The sequence below is a fragment of the Erwinia sp. BNK-24-b genome, from assembly GCF_047456155.1.
In the GTDB taxonomy this organism is placed as follows: Bacteria; Pseudomonadota; Gammaproteobacteria; order Enterobacterales; family Enterobacteriaceae; genus Erwinia; species Erwinia phyllosphaerae.
Map to the genome: position 1 here is coordinate 1,701,095 of NZ_CP179901.1, position 20,440 is coordinate 1,721,534.

Genomic DNA, 20,440 nt, shown 5'->3' on the forward strand with positions numbered 1-20,440 from the left:
AGAGGAGAACTGCCGTGCTGTTTCGTCCGGTAAAAGAATCCGATTTGCCCGATATCCTGCGGCTCGCTGCGCGCGCTGGCGTTGGGATGACCTCACTGCCACATGACGAGGCGCGTCTGCGGGCGCGTATTCGCGGCAGTATCGACACCTTCGCGGGACGGCTGCCGCGCGCGCAACAGGGTTTTCTCTTTGTGCTGGAAGATCCGCTGACTGCGCGCGTAGTCGGCATCAGCGCGATTGAAGTTGCGGTCGGGCTGAACGAGCCCTTTTATAACTTCCGTATTCAGCGCAGCGTGCGCGCCTCACGTGAGATCGGCGTCTATAAAAATCAGGAGCTGCTGCACCTGTGCTATGACCATACCGGCCACAGCGAACTCTGTACGCTGTTTCTCGACCCGGACTATCAGGTCAACCGTAACGGTTTGCTGCTGTCAAAAGCACGCCTGCTCTTTATCGCCGCGCACCGCCAGCTTTTCTCCTCACATCTGTTTGCCGAGATGCGCGGGGTGGTAGATGAGCAGGGCACCTCACCGTTCTGGGACGCGCTGGGGCACCACTTTTTCGAAATCGCCTTTTCCGAAGCCGATCGCCTGACCGGCACCGGCATGAAAACCTTTATTGCCGAACTGATGCCCTCGTGGCCGATCTATATATCGCTGCTGCCCGCCGCGGCGCAGCGAGCGATTGGCGAAGTGCATCCGCGTACCGCGCCCGCCAGAGCTATCCTGGAAAAAGAGGGTTTTAGCTGGCGCGGCTCCGTCGATATTTTCGATGCCGGTCCGGTGCTAGAGGCGGAAACCGACGCCATCCGCGCTATCCGCGACAGCCGCATCGTCATGGCCGGACGGGCGGGCGAGGTGCTGGCTGAAGGCTGCGCGCCCTGCATCGTCGCCCGCGACGATTTCGAACATTTCTGTGCCGTGCTGGTGCAGCCCGCCGCCGACGGCCGCTCCCTGGTGCTTAACGACGCCCAGCGCCGCGCGATGCAGGTCGGCGAGGCTGACAAATTGCGTCTGGTTTCCCTTAATCCTGAAGAGAACTCTTTATGAGCTATGCAGCACACTTTATCGCCGGCACGTGGCGCCAGGGCAATGGCCCGCGCCTGACCAAATATTCCCCGGACGACCAGCAGATCCTCTGGCAGGCGCAAAGCGCGGATGAGGCTGACGTCAGCCTGGCTTGCGATGCGGCGCGCGAAGCATTTCCGCGCTGGGCGCGTCTGCCTGTAGAGGCGCGTATGGAGATCGTCACGCGCTTCGCCGCCTGTCTGACGGAGGCGAAAGAGCAGCTGGCCACGCTGATTTCGCAGGAGACCAGCAAGCCACTGTGGGAAACCCGTACCGAAGTCCAGGCGATGATCGGCAAATCGGCGATTTCGCAGCAGGCATGGACGCAGCGCACCGGCTTTAGCGAAGTGGCGATGGCCGACGGTAAGGCGCAGCTACGCCATAAGCCACACGGCGTGATGGCGGTGTTCGGGCCTTATAACTTCCCCGGACATCTGCCGAATGGACATATTATTCCTGCTCTGATCGCGGGCAATACGCTGGTATTCAAACCGAGCGAGCTGACGCCCGCCACGGCAGATCTGACTCTGCGTCTCTGGCAGCAGGCTGGCTTACCGGATGGCGTGCTGAATCTGGTGCAGGGCGCGAAGGAGACGGGCAAAGCGCTGCTGGAGAACCCGCAGATCGACGGCGTACTGTTTACCGGTAGCGCGGCGGCGGGCTTTCATTTCCACCGCTATCTTGCCGGCCAGCCGGAGAAAATGCTGGCACTGGAGATGGGCGGTAATAACGCGCTGATCGTCGACGACTATAGCGACCTCGACGCCGCGGTTCAGCTGGTTATTCAGTCCGCTTTTATCTCGGCCGGCCAGCGCTGCACCTGCGCCCGCCGCCTGCTGGTAAAAAGCGGTGCGCAGGGTGACGCGCTGCTGGCCCGCCTGGTAGAGGCCAGCACGCAGATCCGCGTTGGTCAGTGGAATGCCCAGCCGCAGCCCTTTATGGGGGGCGTGATTTCGTTGCAGGCGGCTCAGGCGATGCTGGAGGCGCAGCAGAGGCTGCTGGCGCTGGGGGGTAAAAGCCTGCTGGCGATGCGTCAGCCCGAGGCGCTGGCCACTCGCCTGACGCCCGGCATTATCGAAATCACCGGTATTGACGCGCCGGACGAAGAGTACTTCGGCCCGCTGCTGAGCGTGATGCGCTATACCGACTTCGACGAGGCGATCCGGCTGGCGAACAAGACGCGCTACGGCCTGGCGGTCGGGCTGGTTTCGCCTGATGCGGCGCTGTTCGAACGGCTGACAGAGACGGCGCGCGCCGGGATTGTTAACTGGAACCGACCGCTGACCGGGGCCTCCAGCAGCGCACCCTTCGGCGGCGTTGGTGCCTCCGGCAATCACCGCCCCTCCGCCTGGTATGCGGCTGACTACTGCGCCTGGCCGATGGCCTCGCTCACCAGCGATGTGCTGACATTGCCCGCCACGCCTGCTCCGGGCCTTCCTTTCTGATACTGAGGTTTCTATGTCTGGCTATGAAGCAAACTTTGACGGGCTGGTTGGCCCGACGCATCACTATGCAGGGCTGTCGGTCGGAAACGAGGCTTCGTTACATAACCGCGACGGCCTGTCGAACCCGCGCAAGGCGGCGCTACAGGGATTGGCGAAAATGAAAGCGCTGGCGGATCGCGGCTTCGTGCAGGGAATTTTGCCGCCGCAGCCACGCCCCAACATTGACGCGCTGCGTGCGCTCGGCTTCAGCGGCAGCGATACTCAGGTGCTGGCACGCGCGGCGGCGGCGTCACCGCATCTGCTTTCCGCGCTCAGCTCCGCGTCGTCAATGTGGACGGCGAACGCGGCGACGGTATCGCCTTCGGCAGACAGCGCCGATGGCCGGGTACATTTCACCGTGGCGAATCTTAATAACAAGCTGCACCGCTCGCTCGAAGCGCCGGTGACCTCGGCGATCCTGCGCGCCACCTTCAACAACGACGCCCACTTCAGCCATCACGACGCGCTGCCGCAGCAGAGCGATTTAGGCGACGAGGGTGCGGCTAACCATAATCGGTTTTGCGGCGACTACGATCGGCAGGGCATTCAGTTGTTCGTCTATGGCCGTCGCGCCTTTGGCGGCGGCATCGCGCCGCAGCGTTATCCGGCGCGTCAGACGCTGGAAGCGAGCGAAGCGGTGGCGCGCCTGCACCAGCTTCATCCTGACTACACCCTGTTTGCCCAGCAGAACCCCCAGGCCATCGACAGCGGCGTGTTTCACAACGATGTGATTGCGGTCAGCAACCGGCATGTGCTGTTTCACCATCAGAACGCCTTTGTCGATCAGGATCGGCTGCTGGACCAGCTGCGCGAAAAGAGCGCCGCGCTGGACATACCGTTTGAGAGCGTTGAAGTGCCGCAGGATCGCATCTCGCTACAGGATACCGTCGCTTCCTATCTGTTCAACAGCCAGCTGCTGAGCAAGCCTGACGGGAAAATGATAATCGTGGTGCCGGAGGAGTGTCGCCAGCGCGAGAACGTCTGGCGCTACCTGAACGAGATGACGACGCGTGCTGGCTCGCCCATCGACGAGATCCAGCTATTCGACCTGCGCGAAAGTATGCGTAACGGCGGCGGACCCGCTTGCCTGCGGCTGCGCGTGGTGCTGAACGAGGCGGAGCGCACCGCCGTCAATAGCGGCAGTCTGATGAACGACGCGAGCTATCAGCAGCTGACTCGCTGGGTGGAAAAGCACTATCGCGACCGGCTGCACAGCCGCGATTTGGTGGATCCGCAACTGCTGCGCGAGGTTCGTCAGGCGCTGGACGAGCTGACGCAGATCCTGGCGCTGGGGAGCATCTATGACTTTCAGCGCTGAGAAGGGCGAGACGATTATTGAGGCGCTGCTTAACTGTCGGCTGCGCAACTTGCGCTTTCCCGCCGCCCTGCAGGCGAGCTGGCTGGAAGAGGGGGTGTTACAGCTGCTGCCTGCGCATCCCACCGGGGCGGTGGTGATCTCCGCCGGGATCCACGGCAATGAAACCGCGCCGGTGGAGATGCTGAGCGCGCTGCTGGCGTCACTGATGGCGGGCGAACAGCGGCTCAGCCAGGCGCTGCTGGTGGTGTTTGGCAATCCGCCCGCGCTGCGCGCCGGAAAGCGCTATCTGCACAGCGATATGAACCGGTTGTTCAGCGGTCGTCACCGCAACGCCGTGCCGGGCAACGAGAGCCGTCGCGCGGCGCAGCTGGAACAGGTGACCGCCGCATTTTTCCAGCGGGTGGAGGCGGAGGGTGCGTTGCCACGCGTTCACCTTGATATGCATACGGCGATCCGCGGCTCGCGTTTTCCGCAGTTTGCCTTGATCCCTTTCCATCAGCATCGCTACAGCGCGGCGTTTTACGCGCTGCTGGCAGCCTGCGAGCTGGATGCGGTGGTGCAGCATACCGCGCCGGGCGGCACCTTCAGCCACTACCTCAGCGAAACCTTCGGCGCGCAGAGCTGCACGCTTGAGCTGGGAAAAGCGCGGCCGTTCGGGCAAAACCAGCTCGGTCGCTTCGCCGCCGTCGACAACGCCATCCGCGCTCTGTTGGCAGGCAGCGCGTTGCCGACAAGAACACAGCCGCCGATGCGCTTCTTTACCGTGGCGCAGAGCATTATCAAAACCAGCAGCAGCTTCAGGCTTAACCTTGATCCGACGGTAGAGAATTTTACCCGGCTTCCGGCGGGCTATGAGATCGCCTGCGAGAACGACAAAAGCTGGCGCGTGGACGACGCCGCGCCCTGGATCCTGTTTCCCAACGCCAGCGTCGCGCCGGGTTTACGCGCCGGTCTACTGCTAAAACCGGATCTTTTGCCTCATCACTGAAGGAATTGCCATGACCGTTAAAGAACCGCATGCGCCGTCAGCATCCTCCTCCCCACAGCTGGAGCGGGGGCTGAGCGAGCGCCATATTCAGATGATCGCGCTGGGCGGCGCGATCGGCACCGGGCTGTTTATGGGCGCCGGAAAAAATATCGCCGTGGCGGGCACCTCTATACTGATCATCTACGCGCTGGTCGGATTTTTTATGTATATGGTAATGCGCGCGATGGGCGAGGTGCTGCTATCAAAACTCGACTACCGTTCCTTCGCCGATTTTGTAGCGGATTACCTGGGGCCGAAAGCGAGCTTTTATCTTGGCTGGTCCTACTGGCTGAGCTGGGTGGTCACCTGCATCGCCGACGTGGTGGTGTGCGGCGGCTATATGCAGTACTGGTTTCCCGAGATGTCCGCCTGGATACCGGCGCTGATCACTCTTGGCGTTCTTTGTATGTTCAACCTGCTGTCGGTCAAAATGTTCGGCGAGGCGGAGTTCTGGTTTGCACTGATTAAAGTGATAACCATTGTCGCGCTGATTTTTACCGGGATTTGGATGGTCGCTACCGGCTGGACTTCGCCGGACGGGGTGCAGGCTTCGCTGCATCATCTCACCGACTCGGCGGTGTTTCTGCCGCATGGCGTGACGGGGTTTCTGGCCGGTTTTCAGATCGCCATTTTCTCCTATACCGGTATCGAACTGCTCGGCACCATGACCGCCGAAACTCGCGATCCGCAGGTAATCCTGCCGAAAGCGATCAAGGCTATTCCGCTGCGCATTATTATCTTCTATATGCTCTCAATGATCGTGATTATCGCCGTGACCTCCTGGGCGGCCATTTCGCCAGACGTCAGCCCGTTTGTTACGCTGTTTGACAAGGCAGGGCTGCCCGCCGCCGCCGCGATCATCAACTTTGTGGCGCTGACCTCCGCCATGTCTTCCGCCAACAGCGGCGTCTACTCCAGCACCCGCATGCTCTACGGCCTGTCGGTTGAGAATCATGCCCACTGGCAGTTTCGCATTCTGTCGCGAACCACGCGCATCCCGGTGCGCAGCCTGCTTTTTTCCTGCTGCTGTATGCTAAGCGGTACGCTACTGCTCTTTCTGGTACCCGACGTGATGACGCTGTTTACCATCGTCTCGACGCTGGCGGCGATACTGGTGATTTATAGCTGGGGTATGATCCTGGTGGCCTATCTGGCTTACCGCAAGCAGTGTCCTGAACTGCATGCGCAATCTCGCTTTAAAATGCCAGCGGGTATTGTGATGAGCTGGCTTAGCCTGCTGTTTTTTGCCTTCTCGGTGGTCATTATGGTGTTCGACCCCGATACGCTGGCCGCGCTGTGCGCCATGCCGTTCTGGTTCGGACTATTGTGGATTGTCTGGAGAGTAAAGGCGCGCAAAGCGCAGGCGCTGAGAGCGATTAGCAGCTCCTGACCGCTGGAAAAAAGAAAAGACGACACAAGCCGGTGCCGCCTTCGGGCAGGAAGGCGGTATCCACCAGTCTGGTGGAGAGCGTTGCATTGACCCGTTAAGCTCACAGCCGGAAGCAGATAGTCAATCTGTAAGGTCATAGTTGCATGCTGAAACAGATGACCGCTGATGTTTATTTTTTGTAATGTGTTCGAGAATGTTAAAGCCAAATGAGAGAGTAAACGTGAGCAGATTTGAGGGTAAACGCGTACTGATTACTGGCGGTTCCAGCGGTATGGGGTTGGCAGGTGCTCAGCGCATTGTCAGAGAAGGCGGTCATGTAGCCATTACAGGACTCAATGAAAAAAGGCTGGAATGCGCCCGTAATCTACTGCCTGAAACATCGCTTATTCTTAAAAGCGATGCTGCCAGCGAAGCAGATATTAATGCGCTGCAGACCGCTATTAGCGGCTGGGGTTCGCTTGATGGATTGTGGCTCAATGCCGGTTTCGCTGAGGTAAGCTCTCCGGAGTCAGTAACGGCAGAGGCCTTTAATCGTATGATGAATACTAATGTACGAGGTCCGATGCTTCAGCTGGCAGCTCTCTCCGGTTCCCTTAGTTCAGGCGCATCTGTTCTGGTAACTTCATCTTCTTCTGTGTATGAAGGTGCGGCAATGACAAGTTTATACGCAGCGACGAAAGGTGCGGTTATCGCTATGGTTAAAAGCTGGGCTGCCGCTCTGGCTGAACGCGGTATCCGCGCTAACACTCTGGTGCCGGGAGCAATTGAAACGAACTTCAGGCATTTTATGCCAGAAGAGTCGCGTCAGCAGTTTGAAGATTTTGTGGTAAGTCAGGTCCCTCTGGGGCGTGCAGGAACAGCAGAAGAAGCCGCTGCAGTTGCACTTTTCCTCCTGTCTGATGACGCATCTTACGTTACCGGCAGCCAGTACGCTGTAGATGGCGGACTGGTACATTACTGATTTTTTACCAGGGTGGCGACAGCTTCCCAGAGGCAGGCGTTTAATTTCCATCGGTAACCACCTCAATCTCGTCGTAGGTTACCAACTCGTCAGGCAGTTTTCGGGTTTGAGTGCTAAGCAAGTACTGGCGAATACTCAGAAAATCACTGCGGTTTTTTGGGGCTATACAGCCTTCAGAAATGCCTGGAGGCCCTAGGAAAGTAAAGTCGAAAATTTCCGTGTTTCACGCCGTTTATCCAGGTAAAGCCATCAATTTTTCCATCCTGCCTGTAAAGGGCAAACTATTCGCCTTTAATAACGAACTTCATACCATCGCAGGCTGAAGGACTTTAAAAAACCGTTTTGCTTATCAATATCCACGCGAAATCCACCGCCACTCACTTTTATACATGCCTGTGCACTTGTATAAAACTTGTCAGAATGCGTTTTCGGAATTTTTGGCAGGGAAAAGTGTGCTTTTCGACCGAAGACTGCAGAAATGCGCTGAGGGCGTTTCTGCGGTGAGGGCAACTGAGGTTATGTTAAAAGCGAGGACTCTGAGCATTAGAGTGTGCCGCCGGATGAGCGGCATGGAAATGAGGGAGGGACCATCAATTACTCGTTGAATGGGACTCCCTCCACTGTTTAACCATATCCTTAGTTACTTCTTTTTTGTAGCAGATCGGTGAATAACCACCAGCCTTACTCCACGCGCTGCGGCCACCACAGGAACTGCCATTTCTTGCACTATTAAAGGGGCACGCGCATGTTCCAGGATAGGCTGCTATTGATTCATCAATAATGGCCTGTTTTACCTGTGCGTCTGACACAGTTCCTTTTGCTGTGGCAATAGTGTTGAAAAGAAAAGGTACCAGTAAAGCCGATAACAGACACAAACGTATGGTCTTAAGCATTTAACGATCTCCTGGGAATGATCCTAAGAAGATTGCATTTTTGTATAAAAAATCAACCAAAATCAGTTCTTACTGCAGATGTTATGGTAAATATGAGTGAAGGGCAGATATGGAAGAGTTTTGGCCGTGGGCGTCAGCCTGCCCGTTAATTTCACTCTGCAGGTGTGATAGCATCGCCCGATTTACTGGCATGCCTGATAGCTTACAGGGAGCGTTTAATGCAATTACAGGGAACGTGTAATGCAATTGATGAGAATGACCTATGACGATCTGACAAAAGGCGGTGGCGAGGCAAAGCTGCACGTTTACGGCGTGGGGACTTTTCCGGTCTTTTCCGGCCAGAAGCCTTATACCAACGATCCAGACTGTACCTACAGGCCTAACAGTGCCATTCCGATCGGGCGCTACTGGATTGTTCCGCGCCCGGAAGGCAGTATCGCAAATCGGATCAGAGGATGGGCCGTCGACATTTGGAACAGCTCAAATCATTCAGAGTGGTTTGCGCTCTTTAATTCGGAAACGATGAATGATTCCATCTTGATCAACGGCGTTGCACGCGGCGGTTTTCGCCTGCATCCGCTTCGGCCAGACGGGTTCGGAGAAAGTGAAGGGTGTATCACCTTCGTGCGGCGTGCTGATTTCTACATGGTAAGGCAGGCGCTGCTCCGGAGAAAAAAAGTTCGCGTGCCGGGTTCGCGAAACGGCTTGATGGCATACGGCTACGTTGATGTTCAGGGAGAAAGTAACTTTGCAAACTGCAAAATTCGTTAGAAAAAAAGCGGGATTTTTCGTCTGCTTTATTTTGGCCTTTATGGCGTCACGTTACGGAATGCCGCTCTATCCGCTGACAGCGTGGCTCGTTGAACATTCTTACCAAATTTTCAGCCGTTACCAGGATGACGTATATGAAGCAGGTACGGATCCGGTGACGTTTTTTTCTCTGATGACTGTTACCGCGTTTTACGCTCTGGCCATGTATTGGCTGGTAAAAATGGCAGTTAAAAAAGTAAAACGCAGGTAGGCTGATCCGGTAAAAGGCAAGGGCGCTCTGTTTCCTTCTAATTTCGGTTCGGTAGCGGGTCAATAACATCAGGCGCTTCAAAGTAGCTTATTATAAATAGCAACCCATCATAAAGAGAGAGCTAAGGCCATGATTGCCATGCTTCACTCAGCGTTCTGAACAAGGTAGTGAGCAGCAAAGTCAGGCCTGGCTTCTGGTCCGCTATAACAACAAGCGGACGTTCTGTGTTAAGTAAAGATTTATTATGCCAACTGGACTTTCTGTAGCGATGCAATAGCGCCTTATGTTGCCGGAGACAGATTGCTTAATTCCTGCTGCATGAAATCTATGAGCGCTCTTGTTTTAGCGGGCAAGTAGCGCCGATCTGAATAAATTGCGAATAATTGCAGTGGGGCTGCGGATTGTTGAAACTCAATTTCTATTAACCGTCCATCGTTAATGTAGGGTTGGCAGGCTTGTTTCGACAAAATCGCAAACCCGACACCTGCCAGTGCAGCTCGTCCTGCCATCTCTCCGCTGTTTACCCGATAATGCCCTTTAACCTTAACCGTCTCGAATCCTCCTTTCATACTGGTAAATTGCCAGGGAGCACCTTTCAGTGCATTTACCGTTGTAATACAGGGTAATTCTTCAAACTGCCGGATATGAGAAGGGATGCCATACCGTTGAATGACGGAAGGGGCTGCAACAATGGTGCAAGGGATAGTCATCAGATGACGGGCTACATAGTCACTGTCATCCATCTGACCACGGGTAATAATGACAGCTAAATCCAGATCGTCTCGCAAAGATTCAAAGCCTGACAGATTTGTGACGCAGCTAATCTCCAGTTCCGGGTACTGACAGGCGAAATCGGCAATAACAGAACCCAGCAATGCAGGCCCTGATTCATTGGGGATACAGATGCGCAATGGACCCTTAAGTTGCATTTGCCGCAATGTTAACTCTGTTTCAGTTTGCTCAAGCGCCTCCAGTAATGGCTTTGCTCGGATATAGAGCAGGTGCCCCGCCTGGGTGAGTTTCATATGTCGGGTGCTGCGCTCAATGAGCTGAAGATTTAGTTTTTCTTCTAACTGAGAAATACAGCGACTGACGTTTGATGTCGGCATTTCAAGGAGTTTAGAGGCCCCAACAAAACTCTCTTTTTCTACCACAGCAATGAACACTTTTAGAGTATTAAAATCAAGAGCCGAACGCATCAACTATCCCATATATGATAATAGTGAGTGCCATTTTTACCATATAATAATCATCAGTGATAGCAGTTAAACTCAGATATCTTTTATCAACAGGTTGCCTGCTATGCCACCGATCGCACAAACATTTAATCATAAATCCCTTATGCGGATGGCCATTGTAATAGCTTTTGTCCAGTTCACTAATGCGCTGGAGTACATGGCGTTAACGCCTGTCTTTGCTTTTATGGCAGAGAGGTTTTCAGTGCCAGTAGCGTTTTCTGGCTATGTCTCAGGTATGTACACGTCAGGTGCCGTCATTTCTGGAATTGTCGCTTTTTATTGCATCGACCGGTTTAATAAAAAACAATTTTTATTGTGGAATATGGTACTGCTGGGAGCGCTAACATGTTTTTCTACACTCACTACTCATTTTGGCATGCTTCTGGTGCTCCGATTTTGCGCAGGATTGGTTGGGGGGACAACAATGGGGGTGGGTACGAGTATTGTGATAAATAATGTCCCAGCAAACTTACGTGGAAAAATACTGGCAACGGTGATTGCCTCATTTTCGATGGTAAGTATCGTCGGAATGCCTGCTGTATTATTTTTGTGCACGCATTACGGTTGGCCTACTGCGCTATGGTCCATCAGTTCACTTTGCATACTGTCTTTACCGTTAATAGTATTTATCCTTCCCGGGGAGAAAGTCTCGCCAGGCGTGAAGGTTAACCTGTCTGTTAATACTCAAACTTTACTTTTCGCATCTTGTACTGCACTGGTACAATTTAGTCCAATGCTGATTATTCCTGTTTTAACGCCATTAATGATGCAATATATGGGAGCACAGCAAAACCTGTTGCCCTTATTGTTTTTAAGCGGAGGTATTGCAGGCTATTTGTCCACAAAGATAACAGGTATTTTAACGACGCGTTTATCTGCTCTGATGTTGGCAACAGTTTCAACCCTGTTATTTATAGCAAGTTTGCTAATTCCTGCGATGGGGTATCATAGTGCATTTCTTTTTATAACTTTATTTCTTGCAGCCTCATATAGCCGACTCGTTTCCGCTTCTTCAGTTGCTGTCCACTATCCTGAGAACGAACAACGGGCCAGTTTTTCTTCGCTACAGACAGCAATCATGTACCTGATAACTACTCTCGCATTCTTTCTGTCTTCCTTATTACTCCCTGACCGGGGAATAACAACGCAAAATCTAAACAGACTGCTGGTTGTAAGTGCGTTAGCCGCATCTGCATTTCCCGTCATGGTCTTAATACTTCAAAAGAAGCTGGCTAAGCGTACTCCTGACCCTCTCCATTGATTAGCGATGTTTGCTTCTGGCACAGGGCTGCCCTAACGCAAGGTTTAACAGGCAACTTTGAGCGATGAGCGGACAGGCTGGCGTTTCACGTGCATTGAGCGAGTCAGTAATTTAATTGAGTCAGGTACAGATTATTATGACTGATTGATTCTTCTCAGAGGAGTATTAACCTTTTTTGAAATCCCTGTTTAGATCCCAGTTTTGATAGCAGGCGTGAATATCACGGGGTACTGTCAGCATCAGCTTGGGGATCGTTGCCCGCTCGAAAATCTTCCTGTGCCGAAGGTGATTTTCAGGCGCAACATGCACTATGTATTTAAGCATTTCCCATGTCACATTCTCCCTTCCAGTATTGAGTCCACCGATCCTGGGATTTGACGAATAACATCGGCGTATATAGCGCTGCAACGCTATTACCACTGGCACATCAAGTAAGATCAGTCCTGTGGCACGTTCAAGTCGCGGAGACAGGCACTTTGTGTAATTACCGTCCATTACCCATCTTTCTTCGCAAACTGCCTCTGCATGCAACCGATAAAAATCTTCTGGTTCACGAGGGACCCATTTTGTATCAGGCAGATGGTGCAATTGATCAAGATGGATTAAAGGTAAAGCTGTTTTAGAAGCTATGGCTTTTGCCAAAGTGGATTTGCCGCTATTTGATGGCCCCATGATACAAATGCGTGAGCCGAGGCCATCTAATGATAAAGAAATATTCACCTGCCAGCCTCTCAAACACCCTAAAAAGTAACTATAGGATATAGCCATATCAAAAGATTATATTCTCCAGCAAGCCCTGAGGTTCTGCTCTCCGGTAATGAATACTATGCGGACCTGATAACGTCCGATATGAAGAACAGGTCAGTAGCCCGCCAGACGACGGGCTACCTGAGCTGTCAGGGAATAAGTTTACTGCTTCGCATGGCTTGCAGATGCTCGATCAACACATCATCGGAGCGCCTGATCATGGCGTCAAACCCCTCCTGGCGCGCTTTAGTGACGTCAAAGATGGCATCTTTCTCAACATGAAAGATGAAATCTCCAAATCCTCCCAGCGCCAGCTTATCGATATCCTTCTCTTTCAGTTGCGCCTTGTCGGCGATGGATGACCAGAGAGGCTTGAGCCCGCCAAGACGTTCGCTAAGCGAGACAGGCTGCGCCTCGCCAACCGCTACGCCGAACCATTCAGCCAGTTTCGGCCAGACATGACACCAGCGAAACACGTCACCATTGGTAATATTGAACGCGCCAAACCTGGCATTTTCGGCAGCCCAGATAGCGCTTTGACCAAGGATACGGCTGTCGGTAATGTTCACCAGCGTATTGCGATAAGCTTCATCCGTGCCGGGGAAATGCAGATCGGTTCCCGTTTCGCGGCAAATCGTACCGTATACGCCAATCAGATTTCCCAGATTCATAGGCGATCCAAACGAGTGGCCGATGACGATATCCGGACGCAGCGCAGTCCAGCCGATGCCTTCCTCGCCAATCTTTTTTGCATAGTCCTCATGACGGAAATAGAGGTTTGGCGGAAAATGACGGCTGTCCTCTTCCCGTGCCGGGGTACGGTAAACACCCAGATGTGCGCCATAAACCTTCCCGCCCTGAATAAAGATAATGTGCTTTAACATATTGCCTGACGAGCGCACCGCACCGATCAGGTTCTCGAACATTAGCGCATTAATATCCGCCTCCACGCCTGGATTGGGATCCTGACGCAATGCCGCGTAAAAGATATGGGTCACTGTTTCAAACGCTTCGCGGTGCTGATGAAGATCCTCTGAAGAGGTCAGATCGGCGCTGATATGAGGAGAAGGATGGGGACTGTGCGAGGAACGCCCAAGAGTAGTGATTTGCCAGCCCGCTTTATGGAAGGAATCATGAGCGGCAAAGCCAACTACGCCGCTTGCACCGACCAGCAATACGTGCTTGTTATTCATACAGTTCTCCACTTGGTTTCACGTCGGCAGAAAACAGAGCTGTTGCCGAACGCCGTCATTAAAAAGTGATCTATATGGCGTAATGAGTCAAACAAAGATGAGCGAGCGAAGCGGATATCAGGTTTCTTCAATGCAGAAAAGCGATTTTAGCTATCTTCTACAACCCTGAAGCGTGTATCGCTCTGTAGAACAACTACAGCAGCGTAACTATTACCGTAAAGAAATTTATTCAGCTGCATTATTCAGGCTTTAATTAATAAGGGCCAGGCTACTGAACAGAGGAAGGCTCTTGTTTTCTGACAAATTTGAGCATTTTACTTACAGTCGCATCGTCCGGATAATTGACCTCGCGCAGATGATCGCCTTTACCTGAGATCAGCTGTATCGCATGTTGTTCTGCCAGTTCATGCATAGCGGTGTAATACGGATCTTCGCGTCCTGCCCAAAATAAGACCGGCGCTTTGACGTTAAATAAGTTTCTCGTCTTCTGCGCAGGCTTTCCTAATTCATTAAAAAAGCGTGCTGCACTTTGTTCATCATCCGGGGAAAGGGCAGAGGTGAGTTCCGGTGCTACTTCCCGCGCAAAGGACATAAAAACATCAAAAGTGAGTTTACCCATCGGCGTTTCAGGAAGTCCTTTTAAACAGTCCCAGCCTCCCAGAATCACAGAATGTAACCGGTCCGGGTAACAATGGATGAGCTCCATTGCCAGCCAGGCTCCGGCGGAATAGCCAATTAAATGCGCTTTGTCATAACCCAGCTCATCCATCAGCCTCACAATGGCTAAAGCCTGGCTCTGCCGCGTATACCATTCCTGCTTATCCAGTTTTTCGCTTGCTCCATGTCCCACCATATCGGGACAGATAACGCGGAAATACGGGCTAAATGCTGAGATTAAACCGTTATTCTCCCAACATTGCCCATTCATCAAAAGGCCGTGCAGCATGATGACTAAAGGGCCTTTCCCTTGCGTACGGTAAAAGAGTCGCGGTGTTCCTGATGTGTAAGGCATGAAGATTCCTGTGCTTTTATCGTACCTTTTAACTCTGAACCCGCTCCTGAAGAAAGTCCAATCACCATTTCCTGGTTAGATTCACCCGGTAAGAATAAATGAAAAAGTAAATTCAAACCTGATTACCAGATTAGCAGGAAGCCCTCAAAATCCACTCAGCACTGGTCGCGCAGCTTCCAGGAGAGCCATTTGTCGAGTTCCACCTCAGGCAGCGGCCGGGAATAGAAAAATCCCTGAACCTGGTCGCAGCCGTATTCCGCCAGCGCGGTGACGGTCTCCGCGTTCTCGACGCCTTCGGCCAGCACGGTATAGTCCAGCTCTTTGAGCATGCCAATAATGCTGCGGGCAATAATGCGTGACGCCGTATCGGATGAAATTTTGCTGATAAGCGTCCTGTCCAGCTTAATAATGTCCAGCGGCATACGTCGCAGGTAGCTGATATTACTGTAGCCGGTCCCAAAGTCATCCAGCGATATGCCGAAGCCGCGCAGCTTAAGCATTTCCAGTCCCTTGATGGCAGAGGGACTTTCAATAATCCGCTCCGTCTCCAGACACTCAATGCCCAGCAGCGAGGTAGGCAATTTTGCTTTTATCATCTTCATTTCCAGCACGTCGGCAAAATCCTGGCGGGAAAAGTCGTCGCTGCTGATATTAATAGTGACCGGAAGCTGAATGCCGCTGTTCCGCAGGCGCGAAAGGCGTTCGATTACGCGGTCCGTGACCCAAACCGTTAGCGCGCTGAGCAGTTCGGTTTGTTCGGCCAGCGGCAAAAACTGGGCCGGGCTAAGCTCGCCGCGCTGCGGGTGCCGCCAGCGGATTAACGCTTCCAGCCCCACCGGTTTACCGCTGTGCAGACAAATTTTGGGCTGCCAGGCAAGCCAGAGTCCATTATCTTCGCGCAGGGCGGAAGCCAGCTCGTGGATCAGGGTAAAGTCTCGGGTATGGCGCGTATCGGCGCACTGGTTGAAACGCATTGAGGAAGCCCCGCGTGCGATGGCTTCATGTAGGGCACTTACCGCGCGGCGCAATGCCTCCTGGGCAGAAATTTCGTCAGGCGTAAAGGTGACTTCACCGGTATGCGTTGCAAGGGCAACGGCGATACCTTCACCGAGATCGGCGCTGATACCTGCCAGCTTACTTGCCACCCAATCTGCGGTCAGGTGACTGTTATCTCGCGTCAGCAGCGCGAAGCGCCCGGTGGCAACGGTGTACAGCATATCGCCGGACGCAGGCCGCAGGCGCAGAGGAAGCAGCGTGGCCACATCCTTAAGCAGGCTTTCCACTGGCCCCATGCCCATTGAGCGAGCCAGCTCATAAGCGCGCGGCATATCGATGCAGTCAATCAGCACCAGCCGGCGTGGCGCAAGGTCTTCGGATGTTGCCAGAAACTGCAGGTCGCGGATCAGGCGCTGGCTGTTAGGCAGGCCGGTAACCGGATCGGTAAAGCTGGCCGCATGCCAGGCTTCCAGAAACGACGTCACCAGCGCGGCCAGCAGTTTCAGCGTAACCATCTGCTCGGCATTAAATGGATGAGGGGCGGTGTCGGTCACACACAGCGTCCCTACCACGACGCCTCCCTGATATTTCAGCGGCACGCCAGCATAAAAGCGAATATAGGGCGCGCCGGTAATAAGCGGGTGAGTAGCAAAGCGGTTGTCCAGCCAGGTATCAGGTACGATCACCGCAGTATCGCCATCCACCGCATGCCGACACAAAGAATCTTCGCGCGAGGACTGTGCGAGGGCAAAATTATGGGCCGCCTGCACGTGCTGGTGCTCGTCGTCCAGTACGGAGATAAAGCTGCCCGGAATACCCAGCGACTGGCTGGCCAGACGGACAAACCTGCGCAGCACATCGTCGCGGCTTTCATCGGGGCTGCGCAGCGCTTTCAGCGCCTGGCGATCTTCGTCGCCGGTAAAATTCATTTGCATAAGGTCCTCCGCCCCGGCCCTGTTCCGATGCGAAATTAAAAAAAGAGTGAGTAGTGGATCGTAATAACGCGCAATGTTTGCGAAGGGAAAACAATTGAAGCTTTATTTTAATGCCTACAATAGGCGATAACTGGTCTGACGTCACTTTTTATTTCTTTAATGAAATAATTAGTGAGGAACGATTCTTTTATTTCATTATGCGGTTTTTATTTTATTAATAAGACTGGCGGCTATTTGATTTAAAAAAACACATGCGTATTGATAATACAGGTAAGCAAGCGCCATACAAAGTAATCAGGATCCATACAAAGTAATAAAGTGTATTTAATTTACTACTTTTATCTTCCTTATCCTGTAGCGTGCAGCCATGTGCGCCTGCTAATGCCGAACGAACTACCTGTGCAATTTGCGTGGATGCCTGCAAAAAAATAACAGGAATCTTTGCGCCCGGGTGCCTTAAGTTCTTCCGGAGAAGGTCGATATTAGGGTAACGACATTAGCGGAAAACATTATTTTGCGGTAACTGGTGGCTGGCTGGGGTAGGGGCTTCACCTGCCTGATGCATTGCCCGCTCATGTTACGAAAAATGATAATGCGATAAGACTTTTTATCTGACCCCGCCTGTGGCAGGGCCAGGCTTTTCGGGCCTTTCTTCCGGCGGCGACACGGCAGAGTTCAGCTGTCTCGTCTGATTGAACGTGTCCCCATTTGCTGCGTCATGTCGGCTACAGCACACCATAACAAAGGGGACAAACTCTGAAACGCCCACTCTCAGACCAGGAAGCTGCCCGCCTTGCCGCACTGGCGCAGTATCAGCTGACAAACGAGCTTCCGGAAGAGGCGCTCGACCGTCTTACCGCGCTCGCAGCACGCCTCTTTCGCGTGCCGGTCGCTTTTATCTCACTGATTGACGACCAGCAGCAGCTCTTCAAGTCCTGTTACGGGCTGAATATTTCCGGCACTGCCCGCAGCGTAGCGTTCTGCGATCATACGCTGATGCAGGCTGATATCCTCTGCGTGCCGGACGCGCTCGACGATCCGCGTTTTTGCGACAGCCCGTTGGTGCACGGCTATCCTAACATCCGCTTTTACGCGGGTATTCCGCTGTCCACGCCGGATGGTTACCGTATCGGCACCGTTTGCCTGATCGATACGCAGCCGCGTCCGCCGCTTACACCGGCAGATCGCCAACACCTGGCCGACATTGCCGCGCTGGTTATGGACCGGATGGAAATCCGTCGGCTGGAGCTGCTGCGCCATGCCAGCCAGCAGCGGTTACAGGCGATATCCACGACCTCGCCAGATACCATTATCTGCACCGATCTCTGCCGCGGTATCACTTTCTGGAATCCTGCGGCGACCAGAATGTTCGGCTTTGACGCGCAAGAGATGGTCGGTCAGTACGTGGCGGATCTCATCCCCAAACGCTGCCAGGCCGATTACCGCAACGAGCTTGCGCATCTGATCAGTGACGAAGAGGCCATTGCCCGTCCGCGTACCATCCAGATTTGGGGACTGCGCCGCAACGGCGAGGAGTTTCCGGCCGAGGTCTCTTTCTCGGGCTGGCGGGAAAACGGTGAGAGGCTGGTCGGCATGATCATCCGCGACGTGACGGCCAGACATGAAAGTGAAGCGCGCCTGTGCGAGCTGGCCTCGCTGGATATGCTCACGCGCCTTGCCAGCCGCAGCGCGTTCATGGAGCAGCTTGGCCAGCTGACCGAGGCCGGCGTGCCTTATACGCTGCTGATGACCGACCTTGATGGCTTCAAGGAAGTTAACGACACCCTCGGCCACGCCGCAGGCGACGCGCTTTTATGCCATGTGGCCGAGCAGATCCGCGCGGTCTGCGAGCATGCGGTCATGGCTGCGCGGCTAGGGGGCGACGAATTCATTATCCTGCTGCCGGGCGGGAGCAGTGAGGCAACGCTGACTGCCGGACGCCTGATTGCAGCGGTACAGACGCCGTTTCGCTATCACGGTTCGCCCGTGGTGGTCGGCGCGAGCACCGGGATTGCATCTTATCCGGAACATGGACAGGATCCCTCATCCGTGATGTCAGCGGCAGATCTGGCTCTGTACCGCGCCAAAGCGTCTGGCAAGGGGTGCAGCGTTCTGTTTCTGCCAGCGTTTCGCGAGGCCGAACAGCGGCGGCGGCGTTTTGAGCGTGAACTGGAAACCGCCGTACGTCAGCAGCAGTTTGTTCTACATTACCAGCCGCGCTATGACGTCGGAAGCGGACGTCTGCTCGGCTGCGAGGCACTGGTTCGCTGGCAGCATCCGGCTCGTGGCCTGCTGCTTCCGGCCGCTTTTATCGACATGCTGGTGAAAAGTCCGCTTTCGGTCACCCTGGGCGAATGGATAATCCGTACCGCCCTGGCGCAGGTTCGCCAGTGGCAAATCCGCTGCCCGCAGCTGCGCGTCAGCATTAATCTGTTTCCTCGCCAGCTGGCCGGCAACGCGCTGGAAACGGTACTGCGCGAGTGCGTTGGCGGCGATGCGGACTTTGTTGATTTCGAAGTGGACGAGCCGTTGCTGACGACGCTGTTTCAGGATGCGCCCGCGCATTTCGAAGCGGTCCGGAAAACGGGCGCTTCTTTTGTTATCGATCACTATGGCCGCACGCTGGGTGCCATGAGCCTGCTGCGGCACGGTTTCTTTAGCGGGTTTAAAATTGACAAATCGCTGACGCACGAGCTCAGCACTAACATACATGTACAGACGATGTTCCGGGCGATGGCCGCGCTGGGCAAAAGCCTGGGCATTAACGTGGCGGCGGAAGGTGTCGAAGAGGGGATGCAGCAGGCGTTTGTGACCAGCGCGCAGTGCGACATTATGCAGGGTAACGGATTATGCCGACCGCTTACCGTATCGGACTTTGAGACGCTGCTGACGGAGGAACGCAGCACGTCGCCGCACAGCAAATTTTAATGGGAAGAAACGAATATCGACGCTGGCTGCACCGGTGGGATGGCGAAGTTACGCTGCATGCGTTTTATCTCTTCTGCCGGGGGCAGGCCAAACAGGCGTTTGAACTCGCGATTAAACTGCGAAGGACTTTCATAGCCGACGGCGTAACTCGCGGCGGCGGCAGTGATATGTTGACGCACCATCAACATCCGCGCCTGGTGCAGGCGCACCGATTTCACATACTGCATCGGCGGCATACGGGTTATTGCTTTGAAGTGAGTATGAAAAGTCGGCACGCTCATTCCGGTCTCTTTAGCCAGTTGCGTCAGCGTTAACGACTCTGCGTAGCCGGTATGGATGCGCTGGATCACTTTGCCGATTTTGCCAAACTGTCCGTGTAAGGCCAGCGCGGCGCGCATTGCATTGCCCTGTGCGCCTGTCAATACGCGGAAATAGAGCTCCCGAACCCTGGCGGGGCCGAGGATCGCCGCTTCAAGCGGATCGTTCAGGCTCTCAAGCAAGCGCAGCACGGCCATGGTTACCTTATCGTCCATCGGACTCGAGATCATACTTTGCGGTGTGGCAGGAGGATGCGGGACAGCATTCTTTTCGATCTGCAACAGGAGTTCAGCGGCCAGCTGAAAATCCAGATGCAGATAAATTGCCAGCAAGGGATGTTCTGCTGACGCGTCGGTTTCCATCACAAACGGTACCGGCACCGAAACCGCCAGATAGTGCCGTTCATCGTATAAATAGGTCTGCTGACCGAAAAAGCCGCGCTTGCTGCCCTGGCAGACAATGACGATCCCCGGATCGTAAAGCACCGGGGTTCTGGCGAGTGGACGATCGGCACGCAAAATTCGTACATCAGGCAATGCAGTAAGGTTATATCCCTCCTGCACGGCGAGTGCTTTCACTAAGGTGATCATCACGGACATCACTGCACCTCATAAGATCAGGCAAGAAAAACAGAAAATACGGCCTAAAAAA

The 20,440-nt window shown here is 54.1% G+C and carries 17 protein-coding genes; 10 read left to right on the forward strand and 7 right to left on the reverse strand.

What is annotated here, in order from left to right:
- Positions 1 to 14 precede the first annotated feature (14 nt).
- The 6 genes from astA to ACMGGR_RS07590 all read left to right on the forward strand — a co-directional run bounded on the left by astA (position 15) and on the right by ACMGGR_RS07590 (position 7,247).
- Positions 15 to 1,049, forward strand: coding sequence for an arginine N-succinyltransferase (gene astA, locus ACMGGR_RS07565; protein ID WP_246757646.1), 1,035 nt, complete (start codon positions 15 to 17; stop codon positions 1,047 to 1,049).
- Positions 1,046 to 2,512 carry a succinylglutamate-semialdehyde dehydrogenase gene (astD, locus tag ACMGGR_RS07570; RefSeq protein ID WP_414148560.1) on the forward strand — a complete coding sequence of 489 codons (1,467 nt, stop codon included), beginning with the start codon at positions 1,046 to 1,048 and terminating at the stop codon, positions 2,510 to 2,512. The genes astA and astD overlap by 4 nt, the downstream gene beginning before the upstream one ends.
- 13 nt (positions 2,513 to 2,525) lie before the next feature.
- Positions 2,526 to 3,869 (forward strand): N-succinylarginine dihydrolase, encoded by a 1,344-nt coding sequence (gene astB / locus ACMGGR_RS07575; protein ID WP_246757644.1) that lies wholly within the window; start codon positions 2,526 to 2,528, stop codon positions 3,867 to 3,869.
- The gene (gene astE, locus ACMGGR_RS07580; RefSeq protein ID WP_414148561.1) at positions 3,853 to 4,857 is read left to right on the forward strand and encodes a succinylglutamate desuccinylase; all 1,005 of its coding nucleotides are present in this window, start codon (positions 3,853 to 3,855) and stop codon (positions 4,855 to 4,857) included. Before astB ends, astE begins: the two co-directional genes overlap by 17 nt.
- A gap of 10 nt (positions 4,858 to 4,867) precedes the next feature.
- The gene (locus ACMGGR_RS07585) at positions 4,868 to 6,286 is read left to right on the forward strand and encodes an amino acid permease (RefSeq protein WP_246757642.1); all 1,419 of its coding nucleotides are present in this window, start codon (positions 4,868 to 4,870) and stop codon (positions 6,284 to 6,286) included.
- Positions 6,287 to 6,506: 220 nt separating this feature from the next.
- On the forward strand, positions 6,507 to 7,247 hold the full coding sequence (locus ACMGGR_RS07590; protein ID WP_414148924.1) for an SDR family oxidoreductase: 741 nt from the start codon (positions 6,507 to 6,509) through the stop codon (positions 7,245 to 7,247).
- Between the two features lie 590 nt (positions 7,248 to 7,837).
- Here ACMGGR_RS07590 and ACMGGR_RS07595 read toward each other — a convergent pair.
- On the reverse strand, positions 7,838 to 8,140 hold the full coding sequence (locus tag ACMGGR_RS07595) for a hypothetical protein (RefSeq protein WP_246757640.1): 303 nt from the start codon (positions 8,138 to 8,140) through the stop codon (positions 7,838 to 7,840).
- A 240-nt stretch (positions 8,141 to 8,380) separates the two neighbouring features.
- Between ACMGGR_RS07595 and ACMGGR_RS07600 the strand changes: the two genes are divergently transcribed.
- Together ACMGGR_RS07600 and ACMGGR_RS07605 are read left to right on the forward strand one after the other, a co-directional pair.
- A complete protein-coding gene (locus ACMGGR_RS07600) occupies positions 8,381 to 8,911 on the forward strand; it encodes a DUF2778 domain-containing protein (RefSeq protein WP_246757639.1) in 531 nt (176 codons plus the stop codon).
- On the forward strand, positions 8,889 to 9,161 hold the full coding sequence (locus ACMGGR_RS07605; protein ID WP_246757638.1) for a hypothetical protein: 273 nt from the start codon (positions 8,889 to 8,891) through the stop codon (positions 9,159 to 9,161). Before ACMGGR_RS07600 ends, ACMGGR_RS07605 begins: the two co-directional genes overlap by 23 nt.
- A gap of 281 nt (positions 9,162 to 9,442) precedes the next feature.
- On the opposite strand, the gene ACMGGR_RS07610 is transcribed toward ACMGGR_RS07605, so the two are convergent.
- Positions 9,443 to 10,360, reverse strand: a complete 918-nt coding sequence (locus ACMGGR_RS07610) for a LysR family transcriptional regulator (RefSeq protein WP_414148562.1) — start codon at positions 10,358 to 10,360, stop codon at positions 9,443 to 9,445.
- Positions 10,361 to 10,463: 103 nt separating this feature from the next.
- On the opposite strand from ACMGGR_RS07610, the gene ACMGGR_RS07615 reads away from it, so the two are divergent.
- Positions 10,464 to 11,660 (forward strand): MFS transporter, encoded by a 1,197-nt coding sequence (locus ACMGGR_RS07615; protein ID WP_414148563.1) that lies wholly within the window; start codon positions 10,464 to 10,466, stop codon positions 11,658 to 11,660.
- A gap of 165 nt (positions 11,661 to 11,825) precedes the next feature.
- Here ACMGGR_RS07615 and ACMGGR_RS07620 read toward each other — a convergent pair whose 3' ends face one another.
- The 4 genes from ACMGGR_RS07620 to ACMGGR_RS07635 form a co-directional block, all read right to left on the reverse strand.
- Positions 11,826 to 12,380: an AAA family ATPase gene (locus tag ACMGGR_RS07620; protein ID WP_414148564.1), complete on the reverse strand. Its 555-nt coding sequence runs from the start codon at positions 12,378 to 12,380 to the stop codon at positions 11,826 to 11,828.
- A gap of 176 nt (positions 12,381 to 12,556) precedes the next feature.
- Positions 12,557 to 13,600 (reverse strand): NAD-dependent epimerase/dehydratase family protein, encoded by a 1,044-nt coding sequence (locus tag ACMGGR_RS07625; RefSeq protein ID WP_414148565.1) that lies wholly within the window; start codon positions 13,598 to 13,600, stop codon positions 12,557 to 12,559.
- 268 nt (positions 13,601 to 13,868) lie between these two features.
- The gene (locus ACMGGR_RS07630; protein ID WP_414148566.1) at positions 13,869 to 14,612 is read right to left on the reverse strand and encodes an alpha/beta fold hydrolase; all 744 of its coding nucleotides are present in this window, start codon (positions 14,610 to 14,612) and stop codon (positions 13,869 to 13,871) included.
- A 155-nt stretch (positions 14,613 to 14,767) separates the two neighbouring features.
- Positions 14,768 to 16,543, reverse strand: coding sequence for a sensor domain-containing phosphodiesterase (locus tag ACMGGR_RS07635; RefSeq protein ID WP_246757632.1), 1,776 nt, complete (start codon positions 16,541 to 16,543; stop codon positions 14,768 to 14,770).
- Positions 16,544 to 17,344: 801 nt separating this feature from the next.
- Here ACMGGR_RS07635 and ACMGGR_RS07640 point away from each other — a divergent pair.
- The gene (locus tag ACMGGR_RS07640; RefSeq protein ID WP_246758060.1) at positions 17,345 to 19,471 is read left to right on the forward strand and encodes an EAL domain-containing protein; all 2,127 of its coding nucleotides are present in this window, start codon (positions 17,345 to 17,347) and stop codon (positions 19,469 to 19,471) included.
- Here ACMGGR_RS07640 and ACMGGR_RS07645 read toward each other — a convergent pair.
- Positions 19,468 to 20,388 (reverse strand): AraC family transcriptional regulator, encoded by a 921-nt coding sequence (locus tag ACMGGR_RS07645; RefSeq protein WP_414148567.1) that lies wholly within the window; start codon positions 20,386 to 20,388, stop codon positions 19,468 to 19,470. The two genes, ACMGGR_RS07640 and ACMGGR_RS07645, sit on opposite strands and share 4 nt — an antisense overlap.
- Positions 20,389 to 20,440 lie beyond the last annotated feature (52 nt).